The 13,534-nt window shown below is 57.8% G+C and carries 14 protein-coding genes; 7 read left to right on the top strand and 7 right to left on the bottom strand.

Features of this window, described 5'->3' with window-relative positions; all coding sequences use genetic code 11:
* Positions 1–20: 20 nt before the first annotated feature.
* The 5 genes from ptsP to HKD32_RS05115 are packed head-to-tail and all read right to left on the bottom strand — an operon-like array spanning position 21 to position 4,211.
* Positions 21–1,892 (bottom strand): phosphoenolpyruvate--protein phosphotransferase, encoded by a 1,872-nt coding sequence (ptsP, locus tag HKD32_RS05135; protein WP_061929676.1) that lies wholly within the window; start codon positions 1,890–1,892, stop codon positions 21–23.
* Positions 1,885–2,169 carry an HPr family phosphocarrier protein gene (locus HKD32_RS05130; protein WP_061929679.1) on the bottom strand — a complete coding sequence of 95 codons (285 nt, stop codon included), beginning with the start codon at positions 2,167–2,169 and terminating at the stop codon, positions 1,885–1,887. The genes ptsP and HKD32_RS05130 overlap by 8 nt, the downstream gene beginning before the upstream one ends.
* Positions 2,169–2,609, bottom strand: coding sequence for a PTS sugar transporter subunit IIA (locus tag HKD32_RS05125; protein WP_010503494.1), 441 nt, complete (start codon positions 2,607–2,609; stop codon positions 2,169–2,171). Before HKD32_RS05125 ends, HKD32_RS05130 begins: the two co-directional genes overlap by 1 nt.
* Complete coding sequence (rapZ, locus tag HKD32_RS05120; RefSeq protein ID WP_010503493.1) at positions 2,606–3,574, bottom strand: RNase adapter RapZ; 969 nt, start codon at positions 3,572–3,574, stop codon at positions 2,606–2,608. Before rapZ ends, HKD32_RS05125 begins: the two co-directional genes overlap by 4 nt.
* 49 nt (positions 3,575–3,623) lie before the next feature.
* A complete protein-coding gene (locus HKD32_RS05115) occupies positions 3,624–4,211 on the bottom strand; it encodes an HPr kinase/phosphorylase (RefSeq protein WP_061929685.1) in 588 nt (195 codons plus the stop codon).
* Here HKD32_RS05115 and HKD32_RS05110 point away from each other — a divergent pair, their 5' ends adjacent.
* Both HKD32_RS05110 and HKD32_RS05105 read left to right on the top strand, forming a co-directional pair.
* On the top strand, positions 4,212–4,562 hold the full coding sequence (locus HKD32_RS05110) for a hypothetical protein (RefSeq protein WP_061929689.1): 351 nt from the start codon (positions 4,212–4,214) through the stop codon (positions 4,560–4,562).
* A 97-nt stretch (positions 4,563–4,659) separates the two neighbouring features.
* Positions 4,660–5,115 (top strand): UrcA family protein, encoded by a 456-nt coding sequence (locus HKD32_RS05105; RefSeq protein WP_228118780.1) that lies wholly within the window; start codon positions 4,660–4,662, stop codon positions 5,113–5,115.
* 154 nt (positions 5,116–5,269) lie between these two features.
* Here HKD32_RS05105 and HKD32_RS05100 read toward each other — a convergent pair whose 3' ends face one another.
* Together HKD32_RS05100 and HKD32_RS05095 are read right to left on the bottom strand one after the other, a co-directional pair.
* Positions 5,270–7,084 carry a stimulus-sensing domain-containing protein gene (locus HKD32_RS05100; protein WP_061929692.1) on the bottom strand — a complete coding sequence of 605 codons (1,815 nt, stop codon included), beginning with the start codon at positions 7,082–7,084 and terminating at the stop codon, positions 5,270–5,272.
* A gap of 34 nt (positions 7,085–7,118) precedes the next feature.
* Complete coding sequence (locus HKD32_RS05095) at positions 7,119–7,889, bottom strand: response regulator transcription factor (RefSeq protein WP_061929694.1); 771 nt, start codon at positions 7,887–7,889, stop codon at positions 7,119–7,121.
* A 184-nt stretch (positions 7,890–8,073) separates the two neighbouring features.
* Here HKD32_RS05095 and HKD32_RS05090 point away from each other — a divergent pair, with 184 nt between their 5' ends.
* The 5 genes from HKD32_RS05090 to infC all read left to right on the top strand — a co-directional run bounded on the left by HKD32_RS05090 (position 8,074) and on the right by infC (position 13,520).
* Positions 8,074–8,703 (top strand): nucleotide exchange factor GrpE, encoded by a 630-nt coding sequence (locus tag HKD32_RS05090; protein ID WP_010503482.1) that lies wholly within the window; start codon positions 8,074–8,076, stop codon positions 8,701–8,703.
* A 94-nt stretch (positions 8,704–8,797) separates the two neighbouring features.
* Positions 8,798–9,706: a glycosyltransferase family 9 protein gene (locus HKD32_RS05085; protein WP_194257627.1), complete on the top strand. Its 909-nt coding sequence runs from the start codon at positions 8,798–8,800 to the stop codon at positions 9,704–9,706.
* Positions 9,703–10,788, top strand: coding sequence for a glycosyltransferase family 2 protein (locus HKD32_RS05080; RefSeq protein WP_194257626.1), 1,086 nt, complete (start codon positions 9,703–9,705; stop codon positions 10,786–10,788). Before HKD32_RS05085 ends, HKD32_RS05080 begins: the two co-directional genes overlap by 4 nt.
* Before the next feature lie 112 nt (positions 10,789–10,900).
* On the top strand, positions 10,901–12,844 hold the full coding sequence (gene thrS, locus HKD32_RS05075) for a threonine--tRNA ligase (protein ID WP_194257625.1): 1,944 nt from the start codon (positions 10,901–10,903) through the stop codon (positions 12,842–12,844).
* A gap of 154 nt (positions 12,845–12,998) precedes the next feature.
* Positions 12,999–13,520 carry a translation initiation factor IF-3 gene (infC, locus tag HKD32_RS05070; RefSeq protein ID WP_010503474.1) on the top strand — a complete coding sequence of 174 codons (522 nt, stop codon included), beginning with the start codon at positions 12,999–13,001 and terminating at the stop codon, positions 13,518–13,520.
* Positions 13,521–13,534 lie beyond the last annotated feature (14 nt).

Here is a 13,534-nt window from a genome sequence, read left to right as displayed (position 1 = left end):
AGACCGTCCAGAACGACTGGTCAGAGCGAGAAATCCCGGATCAGGGACTGAATGGTTGCAGGATCTGTTTCCACCATGATCTGTCGTCGCAAATGATCGCAGTCTTCCATCTTAAGGGTGCGGATCAGGCGTTTTACGCGCGGTAGAGACGCCGAGTTCATGGAAAAAGACCGAAGGCCAAAACCGATCAGAAGTGCAACCACTCTGGGGTCAGACGCCATTTCTCCACAGACGGAGATGGGTCGATGAGTGCGCAAAGCCGCTTCAGCCGTAGCTTCGATGAGTTGAAGAACCGCCGGGTGAAGAGGGCTGTATCGATCAGCCACCATCGAATCCGCCCGATCTACAGCCAGCGTGTACATCGTCAGATCATTGGTGCCGAGCGCCATGAAATCAGCGTGTTGCGCCATCGTGCTTGCCGTCAGAGCGGCTGCCGGCGTTTCCACCATGATCCCGAGAGGGGGAAGCACATCAGGCAGCGGAACCTGTTTGCGTTTGAGACGACGCGCCACCTTCTCGTAAATTTCTCGCGCCTCCAACACTTCGTCCGGAGACGTGACCATCGGAAGAAGAATACGGACCGGACCGATTGCCGTATTGCCCTCTTCGGGCGCAGCAGCCCTTAAAATCGCAGCAAACTGGGTCTCCAGAACATCCGGAACACGGAGGAGAAGACGAATACCCCGCAGGCCAAGGGCTGGGTTATCGCCATCCGCGACCTGTTCCGCCAGACCGAGACGGCGCATACACGCACGGCCTTTTTCGCCCCCCCAGTCCAGAACACGGATCGTGACCTGCCGCCCGTCCATGCCTTCGATAATGGACCGGTAGGTGGCAGTCTGGCCGTCCTCATCAGGCAGATCATCCCGTTCGCCAAACAGGAACTCGCTTCGCAGCAGGCCAATCCCCCTAGCGCCATTGCGAAGCAACATGGGGAGTTCGGCGGGAAGCTCCAGATTGGCCAGAAGTTCAATCGGCTCGCCGCCCTGCAACTGGGCCGGGAGCTTTTTCAGACGGCCAAAAGCGCGCTTTTCCTTGGCTTCCTTCTGGGCAGCCTCACGGGCCAGACGCAGTTCGGTCTCGTTCGGGGAAAGCGTAATCGTGCCAAGATGCCCGTCCACGACGAGCATATCGCCCTCATTCACTTGTGCCATCAGATTGGGCACAGCCAGAATCGCAGGAATATCAAGCGCGCGTAATAGAATAGCGGTGTGATCTGCACCGCCACCGCCCTCGGTTACGACAGCCGCAATCCGCGCCGGATCGATCATTGCGACATCGGCAGGCCGCAACTGTTCAGCAACAAGAACCGAGCCAGGAGGCAGGCTGGAGAATGCCCTGTAAGACACGCCCGTGAGGTTACGGATCAACCGGCGGCCGATTTCCTCAAACTCTCCGGCAAGCCTGAAATTGGCATCCTGTTCCTGTGCGCCATGGTCACCCGCCATGGCTTCAGCAGTCCTAAGGACCTGAAGGGCCAGCGCCTCACTGACGTCTGACACGGCTGCTTCGGCACAGAGTCGGTCTTCGTTGATCCGCGCCCGAACCTGACGCGTCAGGCGGGACGGGCCGAGCATGCGCTCATAAACCGTAAGCAGGGTTGCGATTTCTTCGCGCCCTTCTTCCGGCAAACCCACCAGACGGTCCCGCATTTTCTCGATCTGGCGAAGCGCCCGCGTAATGGCCGCATCCAGCCGGACAAGTTCAGCTTCTGGGCCGATCTTGCTATATCGCTCCGTAATGTCTGGAAGAGGCAGTTCCTCAACACGCCCAGCAGGTCCCAGCCCGATAGACTGGGTGATGGCCTTACCGTGCAGGGTCGTGGAACTGGGAGGCGTCTTGCGTGAACGGGACGCTCTGGGCCGACTGGAACGGGAAGGCTGCTCAGTCACGCTCACCAAATCCGTCCGAAATCAAAGCTTCCACAGCGTCGAGCGCCTCAGCAGCCTGTGGGCCGTGTGAATGCAGGGTCACCGTCTCCCCTTCCCCGGCACCCAGCATCATAAGCCCCATAATCGAAAGGGCAGAAACGACGTTTCCCCCCCGCTCTACCGTCGTTTCTGCATCAAAGCGCTCTGCTGTCGTGACCAGCTTGGCTGCGGCACGAGCATGAAGGCCCAGCCGATTGACGATGGTCAGGGTGCGGGGGGCAAGGGCTGTTTCGCTCATCAGGGGACCGGTATGACACAGGGGCGCGGCCCCCCGTGAAGACAGGGATCAGGAAGCTGGGACGCAACCGCGATATATTTGCGCCCGGCCATTGTTGCTTTTTCAATGCAGCCTTCAAGATCCAGTCCTGCCCGCGTTTTCGCGAGCTTGACCAGCATGGGTACATTCACGCCAGAAACGATTTCAACGTGTCCCGGTTTCCGAAGGGACAGCGCCAGATTGGACGGTGAACTTCCGAAAATATCCGTCAGAACAAGAACACCGTCGCCCGTGTCCAGCTGATGCAATAGTCTATCTGCTTCAGGGTGCAGAAGAGCCGGGTCGTCATCGTCGCCGACACCCACGATTCCAATCTGGGCTTGTGGCCCCACGACATGCACCATGGTTTCAAGCAGGACTTCGCCCAGCCTGCCATGCGTGACCAGCATCAGTCCGATCATGCAGATTTATCCTGCCCGGACAGATTATGCGGCGGAACGGCCCAACGCCAGGAGGAGAGACCTTTCCGGGCCAATTCACGATGCAGCACCATCATCGGGCCGACAGGCGCCGTTTTTGGAAGCAGGCGCGCCAGTTCCTCAATGATGGTGACGGAACGATGACGCCCACCACTGCATCCCACAGCGATGGTGGCGTATTTCTTACCTTCTTCGACAAAGCGCGGAAGCACGAGATCGAGAAGACCATGTACATGATTAAAGAAGGCCGGATAAGCCGGGTCCTGCTTGACGTGTTGCACGACAGCCTGATCAAGGCCCGTCATGGGCTGGAGGGTTGGATCGTAATGAGGGTTCCGCAGGAAGCGTGCGTCGAACACCATGTCCGCTTCTCTGGGCAGGCCAGATGGATAAGCGAAAGACATCAAGGCAACCGTCAACCCATCTTCCGCGCCACTACCAAAGCGCGTCTCGATCAATTGCCGCAGTTCAGGCGCTGGCAGGTCAGACGTATCGATGACGAAATCCGCATGAGCCCGCAAAGGAGCCAGAAGCCGGGTCTCCTGCTCAATTCCGGGCAGAATCGTACCACTGGTCACAAGGGGATGGCGGCGGCGCGTGGCTGTAAAGCGGCGAAGAAGGATTTCCGGCTCTGCCGTGGCATAGAGAAGCTGGACCTGACTGCCAGGCAAAGCTTTCAGCCGGTCCATTTCCTCCAGCACCCGGGACGCCTCGAACCCGCGACTGCGAACATCAATTCCAATCGCAAGACGGGACCCACCTCGTGCAGCCAGAGCTTCAAGAAGATGCAAAGGCGGATTGTCCACGACTTCGTGGCCGAGATCTTCAAGCACTCGTAGAATGGATGATTTTCCGGCGCCGGAAAGCCCTGTAACAATCAGGATCTGTCTGGAACCAGGACCATATCCTGCCGAAAGTTCGGACTCGGGAATATTCGCCGGTGTCATGCACCCTACTCTAGCCCTTTTTCGAGCGATAAGGAACTATTTCGCCGCTTCAGAGTCCCGCCCCCTTACCACCCGCTCCAGCATACCATTCATAGTCCCCGCAGCAGGCTTTGAAGGCGGCAATAATACGGTTCAAATCTCCCGGAAAACCACCATTAAGACGCAGAACGACCACCCCCGTCCGTGGATCTCGTTCGGGTATCGGCAAGCGAGCGCCCTCCTCCCCAAGAAAGACTTTCAGAATGACTCGCGCATTCGTGACAAAAGATGTCCTGAGAATGCCGACGCCCCGCACCTCCAGCAGCCCCGCCAGTTGCGGCGGAGGACTGGCATAAGCCCCTCGCATCACAACGCGATCATCCGCCACAAGAGAAAAACCCGCGTCCATCAACTGCAGAGCCAGAGTCGATTTTCCCGTCCCGGACGCTCCGCAAAGCAGAATGGCTTTTCCGTTCCGGACAACACAGGACGCATAAATATTTTCGCTATCAGGAAACCGTTGCCGAGATGACACGGATTGCGACCCTTCCAAGTCCGGTTTAGAAGGCTGGGGAACGGACTGCGCTGCATCGCCGCCAGCGCCTTTGTCCGGAGAGGAATTTGCAACCTCTGACGACAGATCGGGAATACGGATCATATGGGCGAACTTTCCAGACACGAGACTGTCACTGTCTACGGTGACGAAGTGACATGCACGGATTTTAATGGCCTCGGGCCAGCAGGCGAGCGTCCTCAACGTCTTTCGGAAGAATGCCAGGCCGCGCTAGACGCTATTTCCGAAGAACTGGCCAAGCACGATCTGACACTGGATCAGACACGCCATGTTGCAGCAATGCTTCGGGAAGGTGATGGCTTCAGTCAATGTCAAAGCACACTCGGCGATGCTCTTGCTGGAGCCCGCCCCACGCTCACGCTCCGGATTGTGCAGGGTTTTCCAGATACCAACCAACGTATTGCCTTAAGCCTGATCGCTAGTCCCCACCCATAACAGCGTACTTCACCACAAACTGGCGAAATTGACCGTTTTTATAGGGAAAATTTCGGATCAGCATTTTTCAATCAGAAAAAACTGCTGAAAATCGAGTTTGGCACACCTTCTGCATAACGATGTGCAGGCGACAGGATCGCCGCATCTTTTGGACAGAAAGGCTCTTGCCATGCTTCGCACATTTTTACCCGTCCGCGCCCTGTTCCTGACTGCACTCACGCTTGCACCAGTGTCCCAAAGCATTGCAGCCCCCCTGCTGCTTACAGGTATTCCTCTGACCTCTAGCCAACAGGTGGATGTGACGAACATTGACCTGACAAACGAACAGGGCTGGAAGCAGGCCCAAACCCGTATTGAAGATGCTGCTCAGGCGGTATGCTCTGTCAGCAGTCCCATGGACATGACGACGCTGGACGATATTTCGAATTGCGTTCAGTCCGCCAAAGACAACGCCTTGGCAGATCTGCGCGACATTCGGACCAATCAGCGTCGGGATCATCGGGTCGGACATGTCCTGCTTGCCGCACGACCTGTTGCGTCTCCTCATGGTTAAGGATTGCCTCTCGCCCCTCTGCATTCTGACGCTGGCCATGCCCTTTGCCTCCACACTTCTGTTTCAGGACGCCGGAGGCAAACCGGAGACCAGCATACCAGTCAGTGGATTTGAAGCACTCCACGGAATGCCGCAGAACTATTCCCCGTCTCCATCAGGAAGCCCGAGGAAGCCGCACAACAAAACAGGCACCGGAGACTGCGCCCGAAGCATCGAGAATGTTTTCAGCAAACAAACTCCCACGCAGCGCGTGAATAATCTGACGACTAATGGCCAGACCCAACCCGGAATGCTGCCCGAAATGCTCAGTCTGCGGCCGCTCTGAATAGAAGCGGTCGAAGATGCTTTCGAGCTTTCCGGGAGGGATTCCCGGCCCCTGATCACTGATGGTAATTTCCACCACACTCCCTGTTCCAGGGCCATTTCCCGCAATATCCCGGGCGCTGGCATGCAGGGCAATCACACCATGTGGCGGGGAAAATGACACCGCATTCCCAATCAGATTCCGCAGAACCTGAACCAACCGGTCTTCCACGGCAAAGGCGCGCAGCGGCGGTTCCTGATCGCGCACATCCAGACGCAGGATCGGCGCATCTTCCTTGCGTGTTGTCTGATGCATTTCTGCGAGAATGGAGAGAAGTGCGACCACAGAGACAGGCTCGGGCCGAACGCGCGACAATTCAGCATCAATACGACTGGCATCCGAAATATCGGTAATCAGTCGGTCAAGCCGCTTCACATCACTGTTGATGATTCCCAGTAGCCGGTCACGTCGTTCAGGGATGGCGATTCTTGGAAGCGTTTCAATAGCAGACCGGATCGACGACAGCGGATTCTTGATCTCATGACTCACATCGGCCGCGAACCGCTCGATATCATCCATACGCGCCCAAAGCGCGAGCGCACTTCCTCGCAGGGAGCGTGCCAGAACACCAATTTCGTCCCGCCGCGCCAGAAGACGCTCCGGTACCAGATCCTTACGCCCGTCCGACTCCCGCATTTCATGCGAAGCCCGGGCAAGTGTCAGCAATGGCCGTGCGATCGTCAGGGACAGATACCAGGACAGCAGAATGGTAACGACAAGCGCAGCCAGCACCAGTGACAGAATGGAAGAGCGCACAGCAAAGAGCGAACGGTCCACTTCCGGAGCATGACGGGTAAGCTGGATTTCCCCAACCGTCAGACCTTCATGCACCACAGGCTCAACAACCGTGACCACAAGCTGATGATCTTTGGTGCGGCGGATAAAGGGCGGAAGCTCCGACTGGGCCCGCAAAGGCTGCGCATCATGTGGGCCATCGGTTGCTGAATCCGGCGTATCCAGCGTGACGATCCCCTCGCTGGACGTCAGCGGCAGCAGGGACAGAAGCCAGTCGTAAAATGTTTCCAGTGCATTGTTGCGAGGAGGCTCCCAGGGAACCCCATCCGTTGCCGCATCCGGAGCAATCGCTTTCGGCGGATGCCGAGGCTCCGTCCTGCTATCGGCTACCAGCTTTCCATCTGGATCGAACAGCAGCGCATGGGCATTCGGACTGGGCTCGGTCAGACGCGCCAGCAACGGACGGGCCTGCGATGGGTCCAGCACGAACTCTCCGCCCGGAGCAGGCTTTCCAGCAACTTTTGGCGCGGGAATGACGGCGGACTGTCCCACGGCGGCGGCGTAGATATGCGCCTGCTCACGCAGGGCGTTAACGTCCGTCTCCAGCAGGCTGTTCTGAAACTGGTCAAGAAACAGAAGCGTCACCGCCAGAAGCGCCAGCGGCAGGATATTCAGCAGAAGGATTCGCCCCAGCAGCGGAGAAGCGAGCTTCCGCCGTGGATCAGACGGCCCTTTCCGGCTGATCAGTCTGCGCAGGGAGAACAGAATCCCACGCCGTGCCGCAGCGGCATGACGGCGATCACGCCCCTGTTCAAGACGATCCGAATCAAGATCATAAGCCAGTACGGAAGACGGATCGGCCTTAGGCACGCAGCTTTTCTTTCCGGAAAGGGGTCACGCTGCGTCACTCATCCCGGTAACGGTATCCGATACCATACAGCGTTTCGATCTGATTGAAGCTGTCATCGACCTGACGGAACTTCTTGCGGACACGCTTGATGTGGCTGTCGATCGTCCGGTCATCGACGTAGATATTATCCCCATAAGCCGCATCAATAAGCTGATCGCGGGACTTCACCATTCCGGGACGCATGGCCAGAGCCTTGACCAGCAGGAACTCCGTGACCGTCAGGGCAATATCCTGTCCGCCCCAGAGGCACTGGTGCCGGGTTTCATCAAGCGAAAGCTGCCCACGCACGATGGCCGAGCCTGTTGCCGTGACGCCGGAAGCTTCAGCGCGGCTTGCATCCTGACGGCGCAGCAGGGCGCGAATACGCTCGATGAGCAGCCGCTGGGAGAACGGCTTGGTGATGTAATCATCTGCACCGAGGCGCAGACCCATGAGTTGGTCCAGCTCTTCGTCTTTCGACGTCAGGAAAATGACAGGCAGGTTGGACCGGGCACGGAGACGCTGAAGAAGCTCCATACCGTCCATGCGCGGCATCTTCACATCCAGCACAGCCAGACTGACCGGGCGGCTGATAATTCCCTGCAGGGCACTTTCGCCATCCGTATAGGTATGAACAGTAAAGCCCTCGGATTCGAGGGTCATCTGAACGGAAGCAAGAATGTTCCGGTCATCATCCACCAGCGCAATAATCGGCGTCGTAGCAACGCCGGATGGCGGCTGGCTACTGGCCGGCTGGGGCGCGTAAGGCGAGTGTGGCGTCTCCATATGGGGTCCGTCTGCTGAAATCTGATGACAGGATTATCTATAACGCATGGCGCACCATGGCAGAAAATAGGCATTTCAATGACATCGTACCACGTTGCAACCCTTGTCTTTGAGACAATCCGCGTTATCTCCTGAAAGAGAACGGGGCCAAAGGATGGCCCGTCCCACAAGATAAGGTCGTGACATGCCAGACCAGAAGACTACGCCGGAAACCGTGAACGACGCGCCTGAGCAGGGCGTCGAGACACCCGGCATGAATGAAACCGGCGGCGAAACGCTGGAAGACACCACCCCGGAAGCCCGTATCGAGGCCCTTGAAGCAGAAGTTGCGGAATACAAGGATCGCTGGGTCCGTTCCGAAGCGGAAAACCAGAATATCCGCGCCCGCGCCAAGCGGGACGTGGAAGACGCACGTCAGTACGCGATCCAGAAATTTGCGAAGGATGTGGTGGAAGCGGCTGAAAATCTTCAGCGCGGCCTCGCCTCTCTCCCTGCAAAGACCGAAGGCGAAGAGACGCTCATCACCAAACTGCGTGAAGGAATTGAAGGCACCGAGCGGTCCTTCATCAACATTCTGGAACGCCACGGCATCACCTGCGAAGATCCGACAGGCAAGCCGTTCGATGCCAATCTGCATCAGGCAATGGCTGAACAGCCGTCCGACCAGCACAGCCCGGGCCATGTCATGCAGTCCTGGACGCCGGCATGGCTTCTCAAGGGTCGCCTTCTGAAGCCGGCCATGGTCGTCGTCGCCAAGGGAACGCCGGAAGCCGATGCGGCCAAGGCCTCTCCAGGGCTCGATACCACGGCCTGATAGGCAGACCCAATCCTGATACAAACAGGATTTCTTTTGCGGAACGTTAGCTCTGGGAGTTGGCGTTCCGTCAGACCCTGCTAGAAATCAGGGTATGAGTCGTATTCTCGTCATCAAGCTCGGCGCTCTGGGCGATTTCGTTCAGGCTTTTGGAGCCTTCTCTTCCATTCGGGCTGCGTTCCCGGATGATCACATCACGTTGCTGACCACACCGCCTTTTGTGGATTTTGCCAAAGCAGCACCATGGTTTGATGATGTGACGACAGACCAGCGCCCTTCCCTGAAACACCCTATCGCGTTATTCCGGCTCTCCCGGACGCTGCGGGGATTTGATCGTATTTTCGATCTTCAGACATCTGGCCGCTCAAAAACCTATTTCCGGCTGGCAGGTCGCCCAAGAAACTGGTCCGGGATTTCCAGTGGCTGTTGCCACCCCCACGCCAATCCTTCCCGCAACGACATGCACACGCTCGCCCGTCTGGATGATCAGCTTCGTGCCGCCGGTGTACCGCCGCTCCCGCGTATCGTCCCAGAATGGCTGCAAGGTCACGGACCGAAGATTCAGGGACGGTATGTTGTTCTGGTGCCTGGCGCGGCCCCGCATCGTCCTCAGAAACGCTGGCCTGTCACACGATTTGCCGAAGTCGCCCAAGCCCTGTTTCAGCGCGGGATCACACCCATTATTGCGGGAAGTGCGGCTGAGACACTTCTGGCCGAGCAAATCCGAACCGTTTGCCCACAGGCCATAGATCTGACGGGAAAAACCAGTCTGATCGAGTTAGCTGGCGTACTGGACCGCGCCGAACAGGTCATTGGCAACGACACCGGCCCGATGCATCTGGCCGCCGCCATGGACCGGCCGGTCATCGCCCTGTTCTCGCAGGATAGCGACCCCCGCCTGACAGCCCCACTGACCCTGACCCCAGGGCGCACAACCATTCTGGACGTTCCGGATCTGGCGTTGTTGCCCGCTTTCAGGATAGAGGCCCTCCTCCCGGCATGACCGTCATCCGTTGCATCACGATGCAGAAGAACGAGGCCACGCTTCTTGAGCCGTGGATTCTCTGGCATGGGGCCATTTTCGGCCTTTCCAATCTGACCGTGATCGACAACGGCTCGACGGACCCGCACGTCAAGGCCGTGCAGAAGCGCTACGAAGCGCAGGGCGTTCAGATTATCCGCAAGTACCGGTCTCACAGGGATTTCCTGCGGAAAGGAGATATCTTCGCGGACGTTATCCGTGGATGGGATGCAGACAATGCCTGCAATTTCGTCCTTCCTATGGATTGCGACGAGTTTCTCGCATTCTTTCTGGATCGGCTATCCGTCGATCCAGCAGAAATCCGAGCACAGTTCGAACTTCTGAAAGACGAGCAGGGCACGCTGATTACAGACCGGCTGCTCCTGAATGTGCCGGACGCACCTGGTTATTACCGTCCGCAATCCGTACCGCGCGCCCTGTTCAGAGCCCATACGATTGTCGGGCTGGACCGTGGACTTCATGCGCCGCAAACCATTTATCCTGAACGCTGCGTTCGCACGCCCTTTGTGCATATTCATCTGCACAACCGACCGGATTATGAAGAGATTCGCCGCTTTGCACGACAAAAACTCTCCCATATCGCGGGCGCCATTCCTGGCGAGAAACCAAAAGCAGGCCAGATCACGCCACAAAACCCGCAGGAAGGGTATCATCTCCGGTATTATTTTCAGGCAAGTCGGGAAGATTTTCTCCGGAGCTATCTGCACACACCCGATATCTACGCACCTGCCATCGCACAACATTTCCGCGCTCTGGGTATAGATCCCGCTCCCCTTCTGGGTGACGCTCCGGCTCCACAGTTTCCGATCCATATTCCACAGAATTTTTTAGCGCACCGCCGGATTGAAGGTGGATCACAGCACGAATACGTTCTGTTTGATCCGCTGTTTTACGCTCATGAAAACGCGGATGTGGTGAAGGATGCGTTCTACGGCATCTGGCCCCTGATCCATTATATGGAAGCTGGATGGCGCGAGGGCCGCCTTCCAAATGGGGCCGGACTGGCGCCTTTTACCCTCCAGACAGCCACAACCGACCGATAAATCCGACTTCCCGCCGGTGCAGGGCTTGCGGCCCATGCCTGATTGGGGCCATTTACGCGTGTCTTTTTTCCCGGCAGAGGGCTGCCGGGAGCCATCGCAGAGGAGCGATCCCATGCCCGCCATCACACTCCCCGACGGAAGCGTCCGCACGTTCGACGGGACCGTGACGGGCACGACTATCGCCGCCTCCATCGGTCCGGGGCTGGCAAAAGCCGCCCTGGCCATGGAGGTGAACGGCAAGCTCGTCGATCTCGCTACCGAAATTGCAGACGATGCGGCCGTCAAGTTCGTCACAAAGAAGGACGACGCCTCCCTTGAAATGATCCGCCACGATGCGGCCCATGTTCTGGCAGAAGCCGTACAGTCGCTCTGGCCGGAAACGCAGGTCACGATCGGTCCGAGCATCAAGGACGGCTTCTATTACGACTTCTCCCGTGAGAAGCCGTTCACGCCGGATGACTTCGAAGCCATCGAAGCCAAGATGCGCGAAATTGTTGCTGCCAACGCCCCTTTCACCCGTGAAGTGTGGGATCGTGACGAAGCCATCCGCTTCTTTGAAGAGAAGGGTGAGGACTTCAAGGCCGAGCTGATCCGTGATCTGCCGGAAAACGAACAGATTTCGATCTACCGTCAGGGCGAATGGCTCGATCTCTGTCGCGGCCCGCATCTACGCGGCACAGCAGACGTTGGCACGGCTTTCAAGCTCATGCGTGTGGCCGGTGCTTACTGGCGCGGTGACCATCGGAACCCCATGCTGACCCGCATTTACGGCACAGCCTGGCGCGACAAGAAGGAGCTGGACGCTCATCTGACGCGTCTGGAAGAAGCCGAGAAGCGCGATCATCGCCGCATTGGCCGTGAGATGGACCTCTTCCACATTCAGGAAGAAGCCGTCGGGCAGATTTTCTGGCACCACAAGGGCTGGCGTCTGTACACGGTCCTTCAGGACTACATGCGCCGCGCGCAAGAGCGGAACAACTACGAGGAAGTCCGCACCCCGCAGCTTGTGGACCGCGCCCTCTGGGAAGCTTCCGGTCACTGGGACAAGTACCGCGAGAACATGTTCATCGCGCAGGTTGAAGATGAGGACAAAACCCTCGCCCTAAAGCCGATGAACTGCCCGTGCCATGTGCAGATTTTCCGTCATGGCCTGCGATCCTACCGTGAACTGCCACTGCGTATGGCCGAATTCGGCGCCTGCCATCGTTATGAGCCGTCCGGCTCGCTACATGGCATCATGCGCGTTCGTGGCTTCACGCAGGATGATGCCCATATCTTCTGCACGGACGACCAGATTGCGGATGAAACCGCAAAATTCGTGAAGATGCTGGCCGAGGTTTACACGGATCTGGGCTTCGAGAGCTTCCGCGTGAAGTTCTCAGACCGCCCCGAGACGCGTGCTGGCTCTGACGACGTCTGGGATCGCGCCGAAGGATCGCTCAAGAAAGCCTGTGAGATTGCTGGCGTTGAGTACGAATACAATCCAGGTGAAGGCGCCTTCTACGGCCCGAAACTGGAGTTCGTCCTGACGGACGCGATCGGTCGTGACTGGCAATGCGGTACGCTTCAGGTGGATTATGTTCTGCCGGAACGTCTGGATGCGTCCTATATTGGTGAAGACAGCCAGCGTCATCGCCCAGTCATGCTGCACCGTGCGATCCTGGGCAGCTTCGAGCGCTTCATCGGCATTCTGATTGAGCAGTATGCAGGCAAGTTCCCGCTTTGGCTGGCACCGACGCAGGTTGTCGTGGCCTCTATCGTGTCCGACGCGGCGGATTATGCCACGGAAGTTGCCGCGAAGCTGAAGGCCGCTGGTCTTCAGGTTGAGACTGACGTTCGCAACGACAAGATCAACGCCAAGATCCGCGAACACAGCCTGGCTCGTGTCCCGGTCATTCTGGTCGTCGGACGCCGCGAGGCGGAAGAGCGCAAGGTTGCCATGCGTCGCCTTGGCGGGGCGCAGCAGGAAATCCTTGGACTCGACGAAGCCGTCAAAGCCCTCTCAACTGAAGCAACTCCGCCGGATATTGCGCGCTTTTCTGAGGATTGTGCTTAATCCTCTTGCACCCGGAAGGGCGCGGGACTATGTGCAGAAGGAACGGGATCGGTAAAGACCGCATCCCGCCCTTTTTCGTGAAGGGCGGGTCGTAAGGTCAGTGCTGATTCTTGTATGAGAATTACGACAGGAGCTGACCATAGCTAGACCGCCGATGCAGGCCGCGCCCACACGTGAAGGACCGCGCGTCAACGAGGAAATCCGTGTTCCGCAGGTTCGTCTGATTGACGAAGAAGGCGAAATGCAGGGTGTCATGTCGACCCGCGATGCCCTGATGCGTGCTTTCTCGGTTGGCCTTGACCTGCTGGAAATCAGCCCGACGGCTGTCCCGCCTGTTGTGAAGATTCTGGACTACGGCAAGTTCAAATACGAACAGCAGAAGAAGAAGAACGAAGCTCGCAAGAAGCAGAAGGTCATTGAGATCAAGGAAGTGAAGGTTCGTCCGGGTACGGGTGAGCATGACTTCCAGACGAAACTCAAGGCCATCAATTCGTTCCTTGATGACGGCGACAAGGTGAAGGTTTCCCTGCGCTTCAAGGGCCGTGAAATGGCTCACCAGGAGCTTGGCGCCAAGATGATGGAGCGTATCCGCGCAGAAGTCGAAGAAAAGGCCAAGGTTGAGCAGATGCCACGCATGGAAAACCGTCAGATGCTGATGGTCATTGCACCGCGCTAAAGCTGTTCTCCGCT

This window comes from Gluconobacter japonicus (genome assembly GCF_015244665.1).
In the GTDB taxonomy this organism is placed as follows: Bacteria; Pseudomonadota; Alphaproteobacteria; order Acetobacterales; family Acetobacteraceae; genus Gluconobacter; species Gluconobacter japonicus.
Note: the sequence above shows the minus strand (reverse complement) of the source record. Positions and strands in the feature narration are given on the sequence as shown.

Excerpts from the sequence above, each read along its gene's own strand:
- HKD32_RS05130 (WP_061929679.1), bottom strand. The coding sequence starts at position 2,169 with ATGAGCGAAACAGCCCTTGCCCCCCGCACCCTGACCATCGTCAATCGG.
- HKD32_RS05125 (WP_010503494.1), bottom strand. The coding sequence starts at position 2,609 with ATGATCGGACTGATGCTGGTCACGCATGGCAGGCTGGGCGAAGTCCTG.
- rapZ (WP_010503493.1), bottom strand. The coding sequence starts at position 3,574 with ATGACACCGGCGAATATTCCCGAGTCCGAACTTTCGGCAGGATATGGT.
- HKD32_RS05115 (WP_061929685.1), bottom strand. The coding sequence starts at position 4,211 with ATGATCCGTATTCCCGATCTGTCGTCAGAGGTTGCAAATTCCTCTCCG.
- HKD32_RS05110 (WP_061929689.1), top strand. The coding sequence starts at position 4,212 with ATGGGCGAACTTTCCAGACACGAGACTGTCACTGTCTACGGTGACGAA.
- HKD32_RS05095 (WP_061929694.1), bottom strand. The coding sequence starts at position 7,889 with ATGGAGACGCCACACTCGCCTTACGCGCCCCAGCCGGCCAGTAGCCAG.
- HKD32_RS05090 (WP_010503482.1), top strand. The coding sequence starts at position 8,074 with ATGCCAGACCAGAAGACTACGCCGGAAACCGTGAACGACGCGCCTGAG.
- HKD32_RS05085 (WP_194257627.1), top strand. The coding sequence starts at position 8,798 with ATGAGTCGTATTCTCGTCATCAAGCTCGGCGCTCTGGGCGATTTCGTT.
- HKD32_RS05080 (WP_194257626.1), top strand. The coding sequence starts at position 9,703 with ATGACCGTCATCCGTTGCATCACGATGCAGAAGAACGAGGCCACGCTT.
- thrS (WP_194257625.1), top strand. The coding sequence starts at position 10,901 with ATGCCCGCCATCACACTCCCCGACGGAAGCGTCCGCACGTTCGACGGG.
- infC (WP_010503474.1), top strand. The coding sequence starts at position 12,999 with ATGCAGGCCGCGCCCACACGTGAAGGACCGCGCGTCAACGAGGAAATC.